This window comes from Desulforapulum autotrophicum HRM2 (assembly GCF_000020365.1).
GTDB classification, from domain to species: Bacteria; Desulfobacterota; Desulfobacteria; order Desulfobacterales; family Desulfobacteraceae; genus Desulforapulum; species Desulforapulum autotrophicum.
On the sequence record NC_012108.1, the window covers coordinates 5,216,794 to 5,235,586 of the forward strand.

Annotated in this window: 17 protein-coding genes; 5 read left to right on the forward strand and 12 right to left on the reverse strand. The window is 50.7% G+C overall.

Annotation, left to right across the window (positions count from 1 at the left end; translation table 11 throughout):
• Positions 1–181: 181 nt before the first annotated feature.
• From HRM2_RS22930 to HRM2_RS22955, 6 genes are all read right to left on the reverse strand, one after another.
• The gene (locus HRM2_RS22930) at positions 182–1,027 is read right to left on the reverse strand and encodes a DMT family transporter (protein WP_015906407.1); all 846 of its coding nucleotides are present in this window, start codon (positions 1,025–1,027) and stop codon (positions 182–184) included.
• Positions 1,028–1,048: 21 nt separating this feature from the next.
• The gene (locus HRM2_RS22935; protein WP_015906408.1) at positions 1,049–1,786 is read right to left on the reverse strand and encodes an amino acid ABC transporter ATP-binding protein; all 738 of its coding nucleotides are present in this window, start codon (positions 1,784–1,786) and stop codon (positions 1,049–1,051) included.
• A gap of 16 nt (positions 1,787–1,802) precedes the next feature.
• A complete protein-coding gene (locus HRM2_RS22940; RefSeq protein ID WP_015906409.1) occupies positions 1,803–2,957 on the reverse strand; it encodes an amino acid ABC transporter permease in 1,155 nt (384 codons plus the stop codon).
• A 2-nt stretch (positions 2,958–2,959) separates the two neighbouring features.
• Positions 2,960–4,111, reverse strand: a complete 1,152-nt coding sequence (locus tag HRM2_RS22945) for an amino acid ABC transporter permease (RefSeq protein ID WP_148214697.1) — start codon at positions 4,109–4,111, stop codon at positions 2,960–2,962.
• Positions 4,112–4,121: 10 nt separating this feature from the next.
• The gene (locus HRM2_RS22950) at positions 4,122–5,150 is read right to left on the reverse strand and encodes an amino acid ABC transporter substrate-binding protein (protein ID WP_202944671.1); all 1,029 of its coding nucleotides are present in this window, start codon (positions 5,148–5,150) and stop codon (positions 4,122–4,124) included.
• A gap of 157 nt (positions 5,151–5,307) precedes the next feature.
• Positions 5,308–6,645 carry a glycosyltransferase family 2 protein gene (locus tag HRM2_RS22955; protein WP_232364131.1) on the reverse strand — a complete coding sequence of 446 codons (1,338 nt, stop codon included), beginning with the start codon at positions 6,643–6,645 and terminating at the stop codon, positions 5,308–5,310.
• Positions 6,646–7,067: 422 nt separating this feature from the next.
• Between HRM2_RS22955 and HRM2_RS22960 the strand changes: the two genes are divergently transcribed.
• Positions 7,068–8,363, forward strand: coding sequence for an ammonium transporter (locus tag HRM2_RS22960; protein ID WP_015906413.1), 1,296 nt, complete (start codon positions 7,068–7,070; stop codon positions 8,361–8,363).
• Here HRM2_RS22960 and HRM2_RS22965 read toward each other — a convergent pair.
• The 6 genes from HRM2_RS22965 to metX form a co-directional block, all read right to left on the reverse strand.
• Complete coding sequence (locus tag HRM2_RS22965) at positions 8,358–10,346, reverse strand: CHASE2 domain-containing protein (protein WP_015906414.1); 1,989 nt, start codon at positions 10,344–10,346, stop codon at positions 8,358–8,360. The two genes, HRM2_RS22960 and HRM2_RS22965, sit on opposite strands and share 6 nt — an antisense overlap.
• 21 nt (positions 10,347–10,367) lie before the next feature.
• Positions 10,368–10,958, reverse strand: coding sequence for an OmpA family protein (locus HRM2_RS22970; protein WP_015906415.1), 591 nt, complete (start codon positions 10,956–10,958; stop codon positions 10,368–10,370).
• 12 nt (positions 10,959–10,970) lie between these two features.
• The gene (locus HRM2_RS22975; protein ID WP_015906416.1) at positions 10,971–11,429 is read right to left on the reverse strand and encodes a FecR family protein; all 459 of its coding nucleotides are present in this window, start codon (positions 11,427–11,429) and stop codon (positions 10,971–10,973) included.
• 154 nt (positions 11,430–11,583) lie between these two features.
• The gene (locus HRM2_RS22980; protein ID WP_015906417.1) at positions 11,584–13,314 is read right to left on the reverse strand and encodes a YcaO-like family protein; all 1,731 of its coding nucleotides are present in this window, start codon (positions 13,312–13,314) and stop codon (positions 11,584–11,586) included.
• Positions 13,315–13,333: 19 nt separating this feature from the next.
• Positions 13,334–13,972 (reverse strand): methionine biosynthesis protein MetW, encoded by a 639-nt coding sequence (gene metW / locus HRM2_RS22985; RefSeq protein WP_015906418.1) that lies wholly within the window; start codon positions 13,970–13,972, stop codon positions 13,334–13,336.
• Positions 13,962–15,173, reverse strand: a complete 1,212-nt coding sequence (gene metX, locus HRM2_RS22990) for a homoserine O-acetyltransferase MetX (RefSeq protein WP_015906419.1) — start codon at positions 15,171–15,173, stop codon at positions 13,962–13,964. Before metX ends, metW begins: the two co-directional genes overlap by 11 nt.
• A 156-nt stretch (positions 15,174–15,329) precedes the next feature.
• Here metX and HRM2_RS22995 point away from each other — a divergent pair, with 156 nt between their 5' ends.
• From HRM2_RS22995 to HRM2_RS25670, 4 genes are all read left to right on the forward strand, one after another.
• Positions 15,330–16,103, forward strand: coding sequence for a LamB/YcsF family protein (locus tag HRM2_RS22995; protein WP_202944672.1), 774 nt, complete (start codon positions 15,330–15,332; stop codon positions 16,101–16,103).
• Complete coding sequence (pxpB, locus tag HRM2_RS23000) at positions 16,100–16,852, forward strand: 5-oxoprolinase subunit PxpB (RefSeq protein ID WP_015906421.1); 753 nt, start codon at positions 16,100–16,102, stop codon at positions 16,850–16,852. Before HRM2_RS22995 ends, pxpB begins: the two co-directional genes overlap by 4 nt.
• Positions 16,830–17,885, forward strand: a complete 1,056-nt coding sequence (locus HRM2_RS23005; protein WP_015906422.1) for a 5-oxoprolinase subunit C family protein — start codon at positions 16,830–16,832, stop codon at positions 17,883–17,885. Before pxpB ends, HRM2_RS23005 begins: the two co-directional genes overlap by 23 nt.
• Before the next feature lie 100 nt (positions 17,886–17,985).
• Positions 17,986–18,444: a SoxR reducing system RseC family protein gene (locus HRM2_RS25670; protein WP_015906423.1), complete on the forward strand. Its 459-nt coding sequence runs from the start codon at positions 17,986–17,988 to the stop codon at positions 18,442–18,444.
• Positions 18,445–18,793: the final 349 nt, after the last annotated feature.

Consider the following 18,793-nt stretch of genomic DNA (forward strand, 5'->3'; position numbering starts at 1 on the left):
TGATTCGTGTATAGTACGATCCCGATTTATATCGTTTGCTTTATGGGCTTGCAAGGTAAATATAGCGCTTCAATCTTCTGGAATGGTTTGCCACAGTATGGAAAAAAGGATATGATGCCCCCAAAATTGAGTATCCCGTTTAGTTTGGACCGGCACATCAGGAGAAAAAGTTCCCGCCTGATCAAAAATTAAAGCGCATCAGACCGGCACCGACAATCGTAGCCAGGGTCGCCACGACTTTGACTAAATCAAGCCGCTCCTTGAGTACAATCACACCCAGTAAAAGTGCAAAGACAATGCTTGTCTCTCTCAAAGCCGTCACCATTGGTATGGGCGCAATGGTAAAGGCCCAGATGACCAGGGCATACGCCGAGAACGAGGCACCACCACCAGCCACAGCCAACCTGTGATGATTACAAAAAACGTCCTTGACAACACCCGGTCGGATAAGGTGCATGACCGAGGTGAAAAACAAGGTATTCAAAAGGGAGAGACTCCCGTAAAACCCCAAAGAGGTTTCAGCAACCCGGGCCCCCATACCGTCCATCAGGGAATAGGCCGCAATAAACCCACCGGTTACAATTGACAGTATTGCCGCCCGATGATTTCTTAAACCATTGCTTCGCCGGACCAGGACCAGGCTCATGATTCCGGTGCAGATGATCACGATGGAAACCATCGCCATCCGGCCCAGGGTTACGCCAAGGAATGCAACTGAGACACCCGTTACAACCAGAGGGGCTACGCCCCGTGCCAGGGGATACACCTGGCTTAGATCACCAATACGATAGGAATAGAGCAGAAACAGCTGATACCCCGTATGCAACAAAGCGCCAATGACCACGTAGGGCAGGGATTCAATTTGGGGCAACGGGGAGAAGATAAAGGCTGCAAGGCCGAAAGGCACATGGCCCAGGACCACTGCGGTCATGCTGATATGCTTGTCCTGTTCCTGTTTGATTAGAAAATTCCATGAGGCGTGGAGCAGGGCTGCAATCAAGACAGTCAACATGACAAGGGGAGACATTCAGCAGGCGTCCTTATCAGATCAAAGAATCTGGCTTAAAAATTTCTGGGTGCGGTCCCACCTGGGGTGGGAAAAAAAATTATCCGGATCATTTTCCTCCACGATTTCACCCTCGTCCATGAATATGATTCGGTTGGCCACCTGCCGTGCAAACCCCATTTCATGGGTCACACAGATCATGGTCATGCCATCCTGGGCAAGATCCTGAATCACATCCAGCACCTCTTTTACCATTTCCGGGTCCAGGGCCGATGTGGGTTCGTCAAAGAGCATGACCTTGGGGTTCATGCACAGGGCCCTTGCAATGGCTGCCCGCTGCTGCTGGCCCCCGGAAAGCTGACCCGGCATTTTCTGGGCCTGGTCTGAGATTCTCACCCGTTCAAGTAATGCCATGGCCGTTGCCATGGCCGTTTTCCTGGGTAGTTTTAAAATCCAGGTGGGGGCCAGGATGAGATTTTCCAGAATGGTCAGGTGGGGAAAAAGATCAAAGTCCTGAAACACCATCCCAACCTCCCTGCGCACCATGGAAATATTCTTCATCCGGTTTGTCAATGGGGTGCCGGCAACAACAATTTTACCCTTTTGATGGTATTCAATTCTGTTGATACAGCGGATAAGGGTTGATTTTCCCGATCCTGAAGGGCCGCAGATCACAATAATCTCGCCCTTGTCCACACGCATGTTTATGTTTTTAAGCACATGGAAATTGCCAAACCATTTATTTAAGTTGATAATTTCAATCATGGATTCAGGCTTCATGGCATATCTCCTGGAACTACCATTTGTTTCGATGCTCAATGGATCGACCATACCGGCTCATGGAAAAACAGATGATCCAGTAAACCAGGGCGCAAAACACATAGGCTTCGGCATCATAGCCCAACCAGTCAGGGTCCTGGGCAGAGGCTTTGATCATTCCAAGAAAATCAAGCAGCCCCACAATAATCACAAGGGAGGTATCCTTGAACAGGGCCACACAACGGCCAATAAGAGAGGGAACCACATGACGAAGGGCCTGGGGCAGCACCACAAAGGCCGTGACCACCCAGCCTGGCAGCCCCAGGGAGGTTGCCGCCTCAATCTGGCCTTGGGGAATGGCCTGAAGCCCCCCCCTGACCACCTCGGCAATATAGGCTGCAGAAAACAGTATGATACCGATCTGCACCCTCAGAAGGTTGTTGATATTCATCTCCCTGGGAAGAAAAATAGGCAGCATGACCGAGGCCATGAATAAAATCGTAATCAGAGGAACCCCCCGTATGGATTCGATCATGCCAATGGACAGGGATCTGATCACCACCCATTCCGACCGCCTGCCCAGGGCCAGCAGGATACCCAATGGAATAGACATGATGATCCCGATGGCGGCAAGCCCTGTACTCAGCATGAGGCCACCCCACAGGGACTGGTCCACCACCGTTAACCCCATTCCCCCATTGATCAGGAAATAGAGGGGCAGGGGCAAAAACAACCACATTCCCATTATCATCCTTACCCCCAGCAACCGGAGGGCCGTCACGGCGCACACCGCAGCAAAAATGACAAAGGCCATAACCGGTCGCCACAACAGCTGTTCAGGGTAAAGACCGGTCATGAGCACCCGGAATTTGACAAAAATAAATGTCCAGCAAGCACCTGTTCGTTCAATGGTACCCGGATCTGCACCTTGGGGCAGTGCTGACAGGCTAAAGTTAGCATCAAGGATTGCCCAGGAAATCAGGGGTGGAAAAATTTTCCACAGGAGGGCAAGGGCTGCAAGGGTGAGCATGGCGTTGAGCGGACTGCTGAAAAGGTTCTGTTTGAGCCAGCCAATGACGCCCACAGACTCCAAAGGAGCCGGAAGGGCCGGGCTGGGTTTGAACACGAGCAGCCCGTCGTGGACATCCGGCTCAGGTCTATCGAGTTCATGTTTATCGAGCAGGGCTGTCATGGTTATCTTCCAATGAGCTGAACTTTACCATTCAGCCAGTTCATGATCATGGAGACGATCAGATTGATGGTCATGTAAACCCCCATCCAGATGGCAATCACTTCAATGGCCTGATCGTTCTGACCGATAATGGTGCCCCCGATGGAGACCATGTCCGGGTACCCGATGGCAACGGCCAGGGAAGAGTTTTTAACCAGGCTTGTGTAATCATTGGTAGTGGCGGGGATAATTACCCGCAGGGCCTGGGGCAGAATGACTTTTCTCATGGTCAGGCCCGGTGGCAACCCCAGGGCCTTGGATGAATTGATCTGCCCAATGTTCACCGACTGGATGCCGCTTCGGACATTTTCACCGATAAAGGCGGCCGTGTACAGGACAAGACCTGTCATCAGGGCTGAGAATTCAGGACGAATCACAAGCCCCCCCTTGAAATTAAACCCCCTTAAAACGGCAAACTCCCAGGATAATGGGGTGCTGGCCAGGAACCATGCAATGGTGGGAAGTGTAACAACGGCAATCATCCCCAGAAAAAACGAGGGGATGATCCGGCCCGTCTCCCTGTGGCGCTTTGCCCCATATCGATTGATTAAAACAGCAACCAGGATTCCAGCCAGAAAAGCCATGCCCACAAACCAGAACCCTGGCTCTGGCATGGGTCTTGGAAGGTAGATGCCCCGGTTATTCAAGAAAAAACCGGAAAAAGGAATCAAGCTTTTTTGGGGAGAGGGCAACGCAGCAAGGGCAATGGAATAGGTGAAAAACAAGATCAAAAGCAGGGGAATGTTTCTCAAAACCTCCACATATATCTCTGCCAGTTTTGAGATGAGCCAGTTGCTGGACACCCGTGCAACACCAATTAAAATGCCCATAATGGTGGCCAGGACGATTCCCATAAAAGCCACATAAAGGGTGTTGAGGATTCCCATGAGAAAGGCATACCCATAGGAATCCGCAGGTGTGTAAGGCAACAGGGAGTTGCTGATGGGCATGCCCGATTCAAGGGACAGGAACCCAAAGCCCGACGCAATATTCCGGGCTTCAAGATTTGCCTGAGTATTGACCAGAAGTCCATGGGCAGCATAGAAGATAATGCCCAGAACTGCCGCCTGGAGCACCACCGTTGTGACACTTGTCTTTGAACGAAAAAACGCCAATGGTTTCAAATTACCGGATGGGCAGGGCGTACTGAAGTCCGCCTTTGGTCCACAGCCGATTCACTCCCCTGGGAATATTCAATGCGGTGGCAGGTCCAAAGTGGCGGTCATAAATCTCGCCATAGTTGCCAACAGCCTGTATTACCCGTACCATCCAGTCCTTGTCAAGGCCGATATAGCTGCCCGTATCACCGGACTTACCCAGCATGCGCTGGACAACGGGATTTTCAGATTTTTCTTTCATTTCAAGGACATTGGCCGATGTGATGCCATACTCTTCAGCAGCAACCAGTCCGTTGAGAACCCAGGTGACAATGTCTTTCCACTGGTTGTCCCCATGGCGAACCAGGGGTGCCAGGGGCTCCTTGGAAATGACTTCAGGCATGATTTCATGATCATTGGGATTGGGCAGGGTGGTTCTTAAAGAGGCCAACTGGCTTACATCCGTGGTAAAACAATCGCACCGGCCCGTGGCATAGGCATTGAGGGCTTCTTTTTTGCCATCAAAAACAAGGGCCTCAATTTTAAGGCCGTTGGCCCTGGCAAAATCGGCCAGATTCAATTCCGATGTGGTGCCGGCCGTGACGCATACCGTTGCGCCGTCAATCTTGGTTGCAGAGTCAACGCCCAAAGCCTTTTTGACCATGAATCCCTGACCGTCGTAAAAAACAATTTTTGTAAAATCAACCCCTTGTTTTCCATCCCGTTTCAAGGTCCAGGTGGTGGTCCTGGAGGTCAGATCCACCTGACCAGAAGAGACGGCAATGATCTTCTGCTTGGACGCCAGGGGAACAAACTTAATCTTTTGGGGATCCGACAGGACAGCGGCTGCAACAGCCCTTGCCATGTCCACATCAAAGCCCACCCATTTCCCCGTGGAATCGGGAATTGAAAATCCGGGAATACCTTCGCTGATACCGCAGGTTAAAACATCCTTGGCCCTGACATCCTCCAGGGTTCCGGCCCATGGTCCAGTACATGGGAAAGCCCCCATCATGATAAAAATCATGGTCAAAAGACCCAATAACTTTTTCAGCATAATTTCTCCTTTCCAAAATGTAAAAAGCTCAAATTTGATCCATAAAAAAACAGTACGATCAGACTGTATTTAGGACAACGGCTTACATCTTGTCAAGGCAGCATTTGCAGCGGCAGCAATACCGGAATGGTATTGCTGCCGAAAATTACACCACAAATCAGATGATGTGGGCTGGGTGCAGGGCGTCCGTTATCAAGCGGGGCTGTTCGCCCATCAACGACAGAGACTGGGCCTGTTTTGGAGCAATATCACGGGTAAGCCAGCCGGATCGATGGGAGGTCATCAGGGCATAGGGCTTAATCCAGGAAAGCGCCAGAAACCCGTAAAACCCGTATGTATAGGCCCATAGGGCACTGGTGCGATTGTATTTCCAGGCATAGATTCCGGCGGCAAGACTCTGAAAGACAAGGATTCCTGCCACAATGGAGATCCCAAAGGAGGAGAAATTTTGTGGCATGATCTTGACAAGGGTAATCACGAACAAGGGCGTTTTGATCAGGGAGAGCCATCCGGAAAGCAGGTTAATCCGTGCGCCAACCATGGAGCCTTTACGGAATTTTCTAAAGGCAAACCGGCTCATGGCAATGGTCTCTCTCACATTGCTCCTGCCCCAGCGCAGGTACATCTTGCAAAGCTTGGTGTAGGTGACAGGAATTTCCGTGTAAACCATGGCATTCTGCTGGAAAAGGACGTGATTCCCCTCCCGGAGAATGAGATTGGTCATGGCCCTGTCTTCGCCGATATTGGCTGGACGACCGCAGTATGTCTGATGCAGCCATTCGGGCAGCACCTGTATGACAACGCTTTTTCGGTAGGCGGAAAGGGCACCCGGGGTACACATCACCGTATTGACCATGCTCTGGCTTGCCCTCATAAAATCAAAACCGTAGACAAAAGCCACATCCAGCATCCTGGGAATCATTCCTTTTTCCCGGTTAAGCACCCGGACATTTCCGGCAACGGCACCGACCCTGGCATCCTTTACAAAAGGGGCCACCATATGTCTGATGGTCAGCGGTTCAACCATGGAATCACTGTCCACGGTAATGAGAATACTGCCCGTACTTTTCACGAAGCCCGAATAAAGGGCATGGCGTTTCCCCTGATTCTGCTGCAGCCGGATGATTTTCAGGCCCTTGCCCAACTCCTGTTTGGCCTTTTTAATCCAGTCCCAGGTGTCATCCTGGCTGCCGTCATCAACGGCAATGAGCTGTAGTTTTTTCTTTGGATAGTCACTCGCGACAAGACTTTTCAGGGTTTTGTAAACTTGAACGCCTTCGTTGAACGCAGGAACTATGACCGTGCAATGGGGTAACTGGGATGTTTCGCAGTCGGATATCGGCCGGTATCGAACAGCCAGAACAATCCGCCAGACAAGTTCTACAACAACAAGGGTCAAAAGCAATGACCCGAAACACATGGCAGGATGAATCGTAAATGCCTGGGGCCAGGAAATTCTTGTCCATGGCGTGGCGCCCCTAAGACCAATCATCATTCCTGAAAATGCGATACATAAGATAAAGGTTAATTTGAAAACTCTGCTTGATAGAGATTCCATTTTGAGCATGCCTCATACGTTGATATGTGTTAATAGGGACAATCAAAAACCTCACGAAATCCTCACGAAATCCTCACGGTCTGATTCATGATAGCGGAGGAATATACGCCTGAACCATGATGTTTGCAAGCACTATTTTACCCCCCTCATTTGATCGTGCAAAAACGTAATTATGTTGTTTTTATTATTACAAATCTGTTATTAGTCAACACCTGCTGCCCGGTTCAAAAAACAAAAAGACGAATGCTTTCAGTTGGATAACTTATTCCAGATTCCCATGGCATCCTCTTTGCATTTTATTGATAGGTTTACGAAATTAAAACACGTTTGCTAACTTATAATTTTTTGAGGGAGGGGAAATGAAACTGAAAAATTTATTCATGACCGGGGCCATGGTGACGGCATCGTCAACAATGGCCTTTGCCGGAGACGCGACTCTGAATTCGGGCGATACGGCATGGGTCATTGTGGCAACGGCCCTTGTTATGGTGATGACACCGGCGGGACTGGCTCTTTTTTACGGGGGTATGTCCAGATCAAAAAATTTTTTAAACACCGTTGCCATGACCTTTACGGCCTACTGTCTGGCAAGCGTGGTATGGGTTATATGGGGTTACACCATTGCCTTTGGCAGTGATGTGGGTGGCATTTTCGGGACCCTGGAATATCTTTTTCTCATGGGGATAGACCATACAAGCCTCACGGGAACCATTCCAACCCTCGTGTTTGTCGTTTTTCAAATGACCTTTGCCTGCATTACAGCAGCCCTGGTATTGGGTGCCGTAGTGGACCGGATGAAATTTTCATCCTGGATTCTCTTTACCGTTGTCTGGATCACCTTTGTATATGCGCCGGTTGCCCACTGGGCCTGGGGCGGCGGATGGATGCACGCCATGGGAGCCCTTGATTTTGCAGGGGGTAACGTGGTCCACATCAATGCCGGTGTTGCAGGTCTTGTACTCTGCCTTGTGGTTGGAAAACGGGAGGGTTACGGGCGCGAAGCCATGTTTCCTTCAAGTATTGCCCTCACCTCCCTGGGTGCTGCCCTTCTGTGGTTTGGCTGGTTCGGATTCAATGCGGGCAGTCAACTTGCAGCAGACGGCATTGCCGGATCTGCCTTTCTTGTCACCAATACCTCGGCTGCAGCTGGCGGCCTTGCCTGGATGGCCGTGGAGTGGTATCACAGCCAGCGCCCCACCCTGCTCGGCATTGCTTCAGGGGTTGTGGCAGGCCTGGTTGCCATTACGCCTGGGGCCGGTTTTGTCAACCTGCCCTGTTCGTTGATCATGGGAGCTGTGGGAGGTGCCCTTGGGTATTTCAGCGTGGGACTTCTCAAGAAAAAATTAGGCTATGATGATTCCCTTGACGCCTTTGGGGTTCACGGGGTATGCGGAATCTGGGGCGCGCTGGCAACCGGCCTCTTTGCCGACCCTTCAATCACTCCGGGTGCAGCCGGGCTCTTTTTCGGCAATCCCGGGCAGTTTATGATCCAGTTGATCTCTGTTCTTGGCACAGCCGCCTACAGTGCGGTTGCCACACTTGCCGTTATATTCATGGTAAAATATCTTACCTCAGGCCTCAGGGTAACCCGGGATGAAGAAATCACAGGGTTGGACAATTCCATCCACGGAGAACGGGCCTTTGAGGGACTATAGTTCCAGGGAATCTGTATACCTTGCAGCGATGGCTTTTATTTCATGTTCAATTGTGACAAAGGCATCCACAACCACAGGATCAAAGAAAGAGCCTTTGCCCTCAACGATAATGGCCATGGATTTTTCATGGGAAAAGGGCGGTTTATAACACCGCCTGCTGATCAGCGCATCATACACATCTGATATGGCCATTATTCTGCCAGACAGGGGAATCTCTTCCAGGGAGAGTCCCCTGGGGTAGCCATTTCCATCCCATCGTTCATGGTGGGAACCTGCAATCTCAGCACCCATCACAAGGTAATTATCCCCTTGGATTTTTTTTGCCACCTTTTGGAGAGTTCTTTCTCCATGGATTGAATGGGTTTTCATGATGGCAAATTCTTCATCCGTCAATTTCCCGGGTTTCAACAGAATGCTGTCCGGAACCCCCACCTTTCCAATGTCGTGCAAGGGTGCTGACAAAAAAAGATCCTTAATAAAAGGATCCGTTAAAATGTTTGAATATTGCCCCTTTTTTTTAAGCGCCTGGGCCAGGGCTCTTGCGTAATACTGGGTTCGCTGGACATGCTGACCCGTCTCAGGATCACGGGTTTCTACAATGTTGACCATGGCTTCCATGGTTAATTGCTGTGAACCTGCCAGTCTTTCATACCACAAAAAAGAGGCTCGCCTGGCAAGGGCAAACCGGGCATAGGCCAGACAAACAAACAGAACCACAGCCAACAGAACAGGGCTCCCTGGGGAAACAAAGATCGATAGTTTAAGGTAAAAGAAATAACTTAAGAAAAGAATCAGACAGATCCATGCAAGGGAGGCGACAAAAAATGGTGCCGGCGCAGGAAGGGTGAGAAACAGAAAGATCATGATCAGGCCCGTTAAAACCGTGACGGCAAAAATAACTTGATCAGACCAGAGGGGCCGTATGATATGTTCATTGTTATAGATATTATCAACAATAACGGTGTGTGCCTCAACTCCTGGGAACTGTGAATCAAAAAGGGTGTGGTGAACGTCATTTAACCCGACTGCTGAAGAACCAATAAAAACAATTTTTCCCTTAAAATCAGCTGGCTGGACATTGTGATTTAAAATATCCACGGCAGAAACAAATTCGTATTTTCCTGAAGGGCCTTCAAATCGCAGGAGAATTCCCCCCTTTTGTGTGACGGGTATTTTGTAGTTACCGACCTTCAGGTAGAATCCATATACATTTCTAAAAACCTGTGCCCCTTGTATTCCCTGGGCCTTCATAAGGGCTGAAAGGGCAAGGTTGGCAAAAATAGTCCCCTGGAACTCAATCAACAAAGGGGTCTGCCTGAGAAGGCCGTCCCCATCATGCTGATTGTTTATAAACCCCGTAAATTCAAGTCCTTTCTCAACCTCAGGGGTATTGCACATCACTCCCGTTGCCCGGTGCAGGTCCAAAAGGCCGGTGGTATCTGTTATTTGAAAAGGGTTATGGGGGTGACTCTTTTTTTGGTTAAAATGATCAAAATAAAAGTATCTTGCACCCACCGCTTTGGCTTGTTTAAAAACATGGGACACATATCCGTCATTGTCTCTTAAAGAAGAGGGAACACCTGTGAACCCAAGGTTTAACTTAAAATCCCGTTCAAATTGTTTCTGAATATTAATCAAGGATGTCCGGTCCGGTTCTGGCAGAATAATATCAAGCGCAATCGCCTTGGGCTTCATTTCAGCAAGAGTGCCAACCAGCTGGGCCAACCGATATCGAGGCCAGGGCCACTGACCTACTGCAGAGAGGGTTTTTTCGTCAATATCAATTATGGTAATCGGGCCTGACGTCCCCTTGGAAGCAGAGGACTTCATAAACTGATCGTAAAAGAAAAACTCCATGCCCGTAAAAAAGGGATTTTTAAGATACAGCCCAAAGGCAAAGATAGCAGACAAAAAGATCACAAGGCCTGCAACAAGCAGACTCGCTTTTTTTGAACTATTCTCTCTTTGGAAAGCAATTTTCAAAGGCCACTCAATCGTTAATTATTAACGAACCATTATTTCAACACGCCGATTTCTTTTTTCAGAAACATTGTCACCCGTTATAACAAGGGGATCATTTTCCCCATGGAACTGGATATAAATATTTTTCAGATTTGCATCAATGTGGGTTATAATTTTTGCAACTTTGTTTGCCCGCTCCAGGGATAATTTATTATTGTAGACTGACGCCCCCTTTGTGTCTGTATGACCGATAATGCTTATTTCTGAGGGTGCACGCTCTTTTACACTGTTCAACACCTCAGGAATAAGGTCCAGGGACTCCTTTGTAAGACTGGTATCACCCGTATTAAAATAAAAAATAAACGATACAGGTGCGACAGGTTCCGATGCCAGAAGATTTTGATATTCACTGGCCACCCTTTCTTTTGCAATGGAATTTTCAGACGTATCAAGCCGGTCGTTGCTGACCATTGTGTACGTATAGGGTTTATCAAGAACAATTGAGTCAGACCGGGATTTTACAACAACCGAACCTGTTTTGCCATCCGCCTGGGGCAGAAGAATAACCGTAGTTTTTGAGCCGCAGGCACACACAAAGAACAAACAGAAAAAAAGAACCGAATATCGAACCATATCAAACTCCTGCTATTGAACTTTTACAATAAATCGTGTGCCCCTGACACCCACAGTGGCCCTTGGTGTAGAAATTTTCACAGAATCTGGTGAGAGCTTTCCAATTTTTCCTGAGGTGTAAAGGGCTGATCCCTGCGTGAGGTACATTGAAAAATCATAGGCCTTGATATCCGGTTCAAACTGGTAACCCTTGATATTAAATTGCGTATCCGGCCCAATGGCAAGGGTGCTTCCATCTATGAACACAACACCTGCCGCCCCTTTTGCTCGGGTGATCAAAATATCCGCATTCATGAGTTTCACTCCCGGGTGGGCCGGGATCAAAACACCTCCCCTTTGAATTTGAACATCACCGGATATATTTTTCACCATTCCAACATGTTCCATGGCAAATATCCGGGCTGAAGACAGTCCAAGCCCAATAAAACAAAGGACAAGGAGTTTCAAAAAAAATTGGTCCCTGTAATTCATATTCATGCCCCCCGGTTAATCGCTTAAAACAATTCCCACTGATATATTCAGTAAGGCTCTGACCTCGTTGGTGTAGATGGGATTACATTATCAAGTTCCAGTTCCAGGCGCTTGCCCACCACAACGTCACCTGTTTTACGTATATCTTCGGGCATTAAATCCCCTTTAATCGATCCAGATCATCCCTTGCAAAATCAAGGGAAGGGTCAATCCTGAGGGCCTGTTCATAATAATGGATGGCGTCGCCCCTCTGGCCAAGCTCCCTTAAATTGGCAGCCACATTGGCATAGTCTATGCCCGACGAGGGATCGATCTCAATGACCCGCTTGAAACAGGCGACGGCCTGTTCATGATTTTTCATCTTAAAATGACAGAACCCCTTGAGGTTGTGAATATCGGTGCGATCGGGATCAATGGCCTCACCCCTTTCAAGGACCTCCAGGGCCCGATCGTACATCTCCATCTCCTTGAGGCTTACCCCGAGGTAGGAACAGATGTCCGGAATATTCCCGGTTGCAGGGTCAAGGTCAAGGGCCGCCTGGAGATAGATTTCAGCCGTTTGGGGGTCCCCCAGGGAAAGATGTGTGAGCCCCTGGTAAAACCGGGTATAATAACGGCTGGGTAGGAGTGTTTCCATGTGGTCAAGGCGTGCCACAGCCTCCTTGGGATCAAAACTCTCGGTAATCAAGCGGGCAGCAAACATGCCCAGACTTGCCTCGGCAGCCCGTTCCCGGAAATGGGCGCCCGGAAGAATCGTATAAAAGGCAGGGATCTGGAGCCCCGGGTGTGTGGTGTTGATCAAAAGCGCGTCCATTCCCCTTTTTTCAAGGGCCGCAACATAGCGTTCCACCTCAATGCGAATGTTGTTGTCACTAAGGTTGGGCAGCAGTGAAATGGGCGTCAGGGGCTGCTGACCAATGATATAGGCCGCCTGTTCAATGGTAGTAAACTTTGGCAACCCGCTTGCCACATAATTGGAGCAGGTGTTAAAATCGCCGGAAAGCTGGGCCGTCTCGGTCAAGGCCCGGCTCAGGGCCTTTTCCGGATTCGGGGCAGTTCCTGCGGTCCAGACAATTTCGCTTGCCCCAGGAAAGGTGGTTGGATCATAGGCCAGCACCCCCACCGTGGGAATGCCCATGTCCAGGGTGAAATCCGAGATATAAAATTGAATCCCGGCCCGGCGGTATTTTTCCACCATCTCCCTGACTGCAGGATCCGTGGCAGAGTCCGGGTCAATGGCTGGAACCGAAAGCTGTTTGTGGCTCACAAGGGAAGAGGTGTGACGTTCGACAAGCTCAGACAAGCCCTGACAGATGGCCTCTTCAACACAGTTACCGGCTGCGGGACCGTTAAACTCGTTGATCATGTAGAACCAGTTGAAGGGAATCAGCACCTCTTTGTCCCGGGTCATGTTAAACCCCTTTGTCCACTGGAGTGGGAGATCTTCAAACAGCTTCTCCTTTGCCCCCTCATCCCCGCCCCGGTCATGGACGCTCTGGAGAATGGTTTCAAAGGGGATAGCCCCGGCTTTAACCTTCGTATAGGTGTCAACAATAAAATTTTCAGGGTCGTTCTTAAAACTGAAAAAGCTGTATCGTTCGGCAAGCTCCATAACAGCGCTGGCCTCAGACTGGGCCGGGTCTGCCCCCTTGCCCATCTGCTTGTTTGTTCCGATTACATCCTTTGCATCCGTGCCGCACTCACTGAAAAATACGGGAATATCGAGCCTGCCATTATCGATCCGCTCAGTTTTTTTCAAAATTTTGAGATCTAAAAGCCGGGTTCGCTCCCTGAAGCGTTTTACCGTCTCTTCCGGGGAGATGATCTTGTCCTGGTCCAGGGTATGGGTTTTAAAGGCATCCTTGAGTGTTATCCTGGCGTTCATATATTTTCCTTATCGCTGTCTATTTTTCCTGTTTCTGTGTTTTCTGACCGATCATAAAGATACCATAGGTGGCAAAAAGATTGGGCATAAAATTTACAAGCCTTCCCCGGGTCCCGTTTTCACAGGTTCTTACGGCCGCCTCTTTCAGGATCTCAAACCCCACCTTCCGGGCAAAACCTTGAAAATCCTTAAGACTCAAGACCCTTATATTCGGGGTGTTGTACCATTCATAGGGCAGTTCACCTGTCTTGGGCACATGACCCGTACCCAGAAGCTGCATGCGCACCCGCCAGTGGCTGAAATTGGGAAAACTGACTATCCCCTTCCGGGCAATCCTGAGCATGGAACGAATGAGGTCGTCAGGGGCATACACCTGCTGCAGGGTCTGGGAAAGGACGGCATAGTCAAAGGCGTTGTCCGGATAATCCCTGACCTCCTCGTTGATGTCTCCCTGGATGACCGACAACCCCTGGTCAATGCATGCGGCCACCCTTGACTCCTTGATCTCAATACCCGAAGCCTTTACCTGCTTTTCCTCTTTAAGGTGGACCATAAGATCCCCATTACCGCATCCGAGCCCGAGAACCGTTGATCCGGGCTTGATCCATGAGGAAATCAGTTTAAGGTCAAACCGCATCCGTGGTCCATCATCTGCCATGGCATACCCCCCCAAGAAAACCTGCAACCAGCCGGTCAAGACCTGTGCCAGGCAAAAGAAAGGCGTCATGTCCCCACTTGGCCTTGATTTCACAAAAACTTGCATCAATGCGGTTTTGCTTCATGGCCTTTAAAAGTTCCCTGGACTGGTAGGTGGGATAGAGCCAGTCAGAGGTGAACGACACCACCAGGAATCGGGCCTTAAACCTTGAAACAGCCTGCTCAAGCGATCCTGAACCATACTCCCTGGCAAGATCAAAATAATCGGCGGCCTTGGTGATGTAGAGAAAGGAATTGGCGTCAAACCGTTCAACAAACTTTCTGCCCTGGTGACGCAGGTAGCTCTCCACCTGGAAATCATTGCCCAACTCAAGGGAAAGGGTGGCCGGGTTCTGGAGCCTTCTGCCGAACTTCGTGCCCATGGCCTCATCGGAAAGATAGGTAATGTGGCCGATCATCCGTGCAACGGCAAGCCCCATGTCCGGTGTATCGCTTGAATAGTAGTTGCCCAGGTTCCAGTTGGCATCGGCCATGATGGCCTGGCGGGCCACCTCGTTAAAGGCAATGGCCTGGGCTGAATGGCGGGTGGTGGTGGCAAGGGCAATGGCCGACACCATGCGGTCCGGATACCGGGCGCACCATTCAAGGACCTGCATCCCCCCCACAGACCCCCCCACAACGCTCAAAAGCCTGTCAATGCCAAGATGATCCATGAGCCGCCCCTGGGCCCGGACCATATCCGTGATGGTGATCATGGGAAAATCGCTGCCATAGGGCCTATGGGTTGCAGGGTTCAGGGACGAAGGGCCGGTGGTGCCGGCACAGCTGCCCAGCACATTTGAACACACGACAAAATAGCGATCCGTGTCAATGGCCTTGCCCGGGCCCACCATGAAATCCCACCACCCGGGTCTGGATTTCTGCCCGCCCTGGGTGGCTGCCGCGTGGGCGTCTCCGCTCAGGGCATGGCAGACCAGAACGGCATTGCTCTTGTCCGCGTTCAGATGCCCCCAGGTTTCATAGGCAATGGTGATGGGACCCAGACAAGAGCCAACCTCAAGGGTCATCTCCTCTCCAGGTCCGGCAAAGGTGAAGAATTGCTGATCAGCCGATCCATTGTCGGTCCGACCATCCTTTACACTACTTTCCTGATTCACCCGGGTGTCGGAAATGCGGGGGTCGGAAATGTTCTTTTTTTCCATCAGATCTCCAGTCTATTCATTGTGCCGGGTAATCTTACCCTGTCATGGACAAGATATAAAGCAGATTTTTAAGCACGGTCAGGTCTGTTGTATTGACAGAAGACCACCATTATGATCAAACCCGGGAAAGGCCATACAAAACACAAGGAGAAAAAAGTGACCGGGACAATGGATCTTAACTGCGACATGGGGGAAAGCTTTGGCACCTACACCATTGGCATGGACGAAGCTGTGATGCCTTTGATCACCTCGGCAAACATTGCCTGCGGCTTCCATGGGGGAGATCCCTGGGTGATGGAAAAAACCGTGATCCTGGCCAAAGTCAACAAGGTGAACATCGGCGCCCACCCGGGCTATCCTGATCTTGAAGGCTTTGGCAGAAGAAAGATGGAACTCTCCCCCAAAGAGCTCAGAAGCACCATGATTTACCAGATCGGTGCCCTCAGGGCCTTTGCAGCGGCCCATGGCACCCGTGTGACCCATGTCAAACCCCACGGCAGCCTCTACCTCAAGGCCGTGGAGGACCCTGAAACAGCTGAAACCATTGCCCGGGCCATCCTGGATGTGGACCCGGAAATGGCCTACATCGCCCTTGCCGGAAAAAAGGGAAAAAACATGGAAAGACTCGCCCGCACCTTGGGATTAAAGGTGATCTTTGAGGCCTTTCCAGATCGGGCCTATACTCCTGAGGGCACCCTGGCACCGAGATCCATGGCCGGCGCCGTGATCAGTGATCCCCACACGGTTGCACAACGGGCCCTCATGATGGCAGAGGAGGGAGCCATCACGGCCATTGACGGCTCCCGGATAAAACTTGAAGCCCAAACCCTGTGCATCCACGGGGACAATCAAGGGGCCGTGGACCTGATCAAGGGAATCAGAACAACCCTTGGGACCAGGGGAATTTTACTGGCCCCTGCCCTGGGATGACACAAAAAAAAAGAGCAACCGTGGCAAAGGGACTATATCCTGCCCCCATTTTCCGAATTGCAGGAGACCGGGGACTTCTCATGGAATTTGGCGATGCCGTGGACCCCGACATCAATCATAGAATAAGAGCCATGGCCATGGCCATTGACGGCAAACCGCCCAGGGGCATTGTGGAGGTGATACCCACCTATTGTGCGATCATCGTGGTGTATGACCCCTGTCACACCGATCCTGCAACCCTCACCCCGATCCTGTCTGCCATGGACAAGGCCCTTGAAACAATGGAAATCCCAGAGCCTGAAACCACGGTATTGCCCGTCTGTTACCACCCCGCTTTGGGACCAGACCTGGAGGACTTGGCAAAACGCCACAACCTCACCGTGGACGAGGTGATCCGCATCCACACAGAGCCCCTGTACCCCATCTATATGATCGGGTTCACCCCGGGATTTCCCTACCTCGGAGGGCTCTCAGAAAAACTTTACACCCCAAGGCTTGACTCACCCAGAAAAAAAGTGCCTGCAGGCTCGGTGGGCATCGCAAACAACCAGACAGGCATCTACCCCATCGAAAGCCCCGGGGGATGGCAACTCATCGGACGCTGCCCAATCAAGCTGTTTAATCCCCAGAAGAAGAACCCGATTCTTCTCAAGGCCGGTAATCTGCTGAAATTCAAGGCCATTGACCTTGACGAGTACGAAACGATCAAAAAAAGAGAGGCAGACGATGCAGACCTTCAGAACCATTGAGCCTGGCGGCCACACCCTGGTCCAGGACCTTGGCCGTTTCGGGTTCCAGCGCTTCGGGGTTCCTCCCTGCGGTGCCCTGGACCCGGATGCAGCAAAGTTTGCAAATCTTCTGGTAAACAACCAGGCCAACGACGCTGTCCTGGAAATCACCTTTTTCGGCCCGGTCCTGGAAGTGCTCTGTTCGGCCGACATCGCCGTCACAGGGGCTTTGATGAACCCAACCCTGAACGGCAGAAAAATTGAGAACCATCGATCCCATCGGGTGGAAAAAAACGACATCCTTGCCTTTGACCAGGCAACGACGGGATGTAGGAGTTACCTTGCCGTCACAGGGGGAATTGATGTACCCGAAATCATGGGAAGCCGCTCCTGCTATACAGGTGCCGGCATCGGGGGCCTTGATGGACGGGCTCTTAAATCAGGGGACATTCTTTCCCGCAGGGACGGCGCCCTTCTCGAACGCACCAGGACCATTGCCCCTGAATTTATTCCATCCCAGGAACATGAGATCACCCTTAGGGCCGTTCCCGGTCCCCAGGACCATTACTTTGATCAGGGGCTGACCCTGTTTTTCAATGCCGTATTTACCGTCTCCCCCCAGGCCAACCGCATGGGATACAGACTCACAGGACCGGTGATCCGCCAGAAACCGTCCATGCCTGCAACCATCATCTCTGAACCCAGTGTTGCCGGAGGCATTCAGGTTCCCCCTGACGGCCAGCCCATTGTTCTCCTGGGCGAACAGACAGTTGGCGGCTACACCAAGATCGCAACGGTAATCTCAACTGACCTCCCAAAGCTTGCCCAGGCCCTTCCCGGCGACACCATTCGGTTTACCCCTGTCACCCTGGAACAGGCCCATGAAGCCTACAAATCAAGGCACCGTTTTTTCAAGGCCCTTAAAGCCATGGACCTTAGCCTGGATATGGCCATGGATGCCAAGAATCACCGACCATGGGGGGCACAGAAATGGTCAACATCCGACCTTGCCCGCTTCACCAGCCTCCTGGAACGCTACATGATCCAGATTTAATTTTGAGAATAACTGCCCCCCTATGTAATTTGCCGGTTTACCCCCTGCATTAGAATGATTATGTTTTTATTGATACGGTTAAAAAAGGGAGGTAAACCCTATGGGTTACAGAATTGGGATCGTCAAGGCAACCGAACCGGGTGGATATGCCCAGGTGATGACAGAACGGAAAAATGTTTGCGGAGAGTGCTATCACAACAAGATTGTGTGCTACAGCTGTCTGCTGAACCCCAAAGTCATCGGCAGGGTGGCCAATCCTGTTGGCGCCCGGGTCGGTGATACGGTTAAAATCCACATATCTGCCCAAAAACTGTATACCGCAGCAGGAATGTTTTACCTGCTGCCCGTATTCACCCTGTTGCTGGGGATATTGTTAGGAATATATGTTTCAGAAACCCTGGGCGTGTCTGAAACCACCACAGCCATTGGATGTTCTTTTGCAGGACTGGCGGTTGGCATACTTTTTGTTACGGTGCTGGGCCGAACCACTAAAATCAGCAAAATGCTTGAGCCGGTCATTAGTTCAATTGTCCGGCCAATGGATAGCGGGCCGGGGTGATTGTCCTTCATCTGGTTTTAAAGTGGGAGCGACCCCTTGCTTATTTTTGGCCTTGATCATAGTTTCGGCCAGTAAAAAATTTATCCGGGAGGGCAAACCCAGGAAATATAATGATATGGATACCATAAAACTGGTACAGGGAGATATCACCCTGGCGGCTGTAGATGTCATTGTCAATGCTGCCAATTTCCAAATGCTCGGCAATGGCGGGTGAATGGAGTGATTCCCAGGACTGCCGGCCCGAAACTGCTGGAAGCATGTAAAAAGTTTGCGCCGAAAAAGCTTTTCTCTTCAGCATATCAGAACAGTCTGGACCTGGCAGTGCCCATGAAAACAGCCACTGAAAAAA

Excerpts from the sequence above, each read along its gene's own strand:
- HRM2_RS22930 (WP_015906407.1), bottom strand. The coding sequence starts at position 1,027 with ATGTCTCCCCTTGTCATGTTGACTGTCTTGATTGCAGCCCTGCTCCAC.
- HRM2_RS22935 (WP_015906408.1), bottom strand. The coding sequence starts at position 1,786 with ATGAAGCCTGAATCCATGATTGAAATTATCAACTTAAATAAATGGTTT.
- HRM2_RS22940 (WP_015906409.1), bottom strand. The coding sequence starts at position 2,957 with ATGACAGCCCTGCTCGATAAACATGAACTCGATAGACCTGAGCCGGAT.
- HRM2_RS22950 (WP_202944671.1), bottom strand. The coding sequence starts at position 5,150 with ATGCTGAAAAAGTTATTGGGTCTTTTGACCATGATTTTTATCATGATG.
- HRM2_RS22955 (WP_232364131.1), bottom strand. The coding sequence starts at position 6,645 with ATGATGATTGGTCTTAGGGGCGCCACGCCATGGACAAGAATTTCCTGG.
- HRM2_RS22960 (WP_015906413.1), top strand. The coding sequence starts at position 7,068 with ATGAAACTGAAAAATTTATTCATGACCGGGGCCATGGTGACGGCATCG.
- HRM2_RS22970 (WP_015906415.1), bottom strand. The coding sequence starts at position 10,958 with ATGGTTCGATATTCGGTTCTTTTTTTCTGTTTGTTCTTTGTGTGTGCC.
- HRM2_RS22975 (WP_015906416.1), bottom strand. The coding sequence starts at position 11,429 with ATGAATTACAGGGACCAATTTTTTTTGAAACTCCTTGTCCTTTGTTTT.
- HRM2_RS22980 (WP_015906417.1), bottom strand. The coding sequence starts at position 13,314 with ATGAACGCCAGGATAACACTCAAGGATGCCTTTAAAACCCATACCCTG.
- metW (WP_015906418.1), bottom strand. The coding sequence starts at position 13,972 with ATGGCAGATGATGGACCACGGATGCGGTTTGACCTTAAACTGATTTCC.
- metX (WP_015906419.1), bottom strand. The coding sequence starts at position 15,173 with ATGGAAAAAAAGAACATTTCCGACCCCCGCATTTCCGACACCCGGGTG.
- pxpB (WP_015906421.1), top strand. The coding sequence starts at position 16,100 with ATGACACAAAAAAAAAGAGCAACCGTGGCAAAGGGACTATATCCTGCC.
- HRM2_RS23005 (WP_015906422.1), top strand. The coding sequence starts at position 16,830 with ATGCAGACCTTCAGAACCATTGAGCCTGGCGGCCACACCCTGGTCCAG.
- HRM2_RS25670 (WP_015906423.1), top strand. The coding sequence starts at position 17,986 with ATGGGTTACAGAATTGGGATCGTCAAGGCAACCGAACCGGGTGGATAT.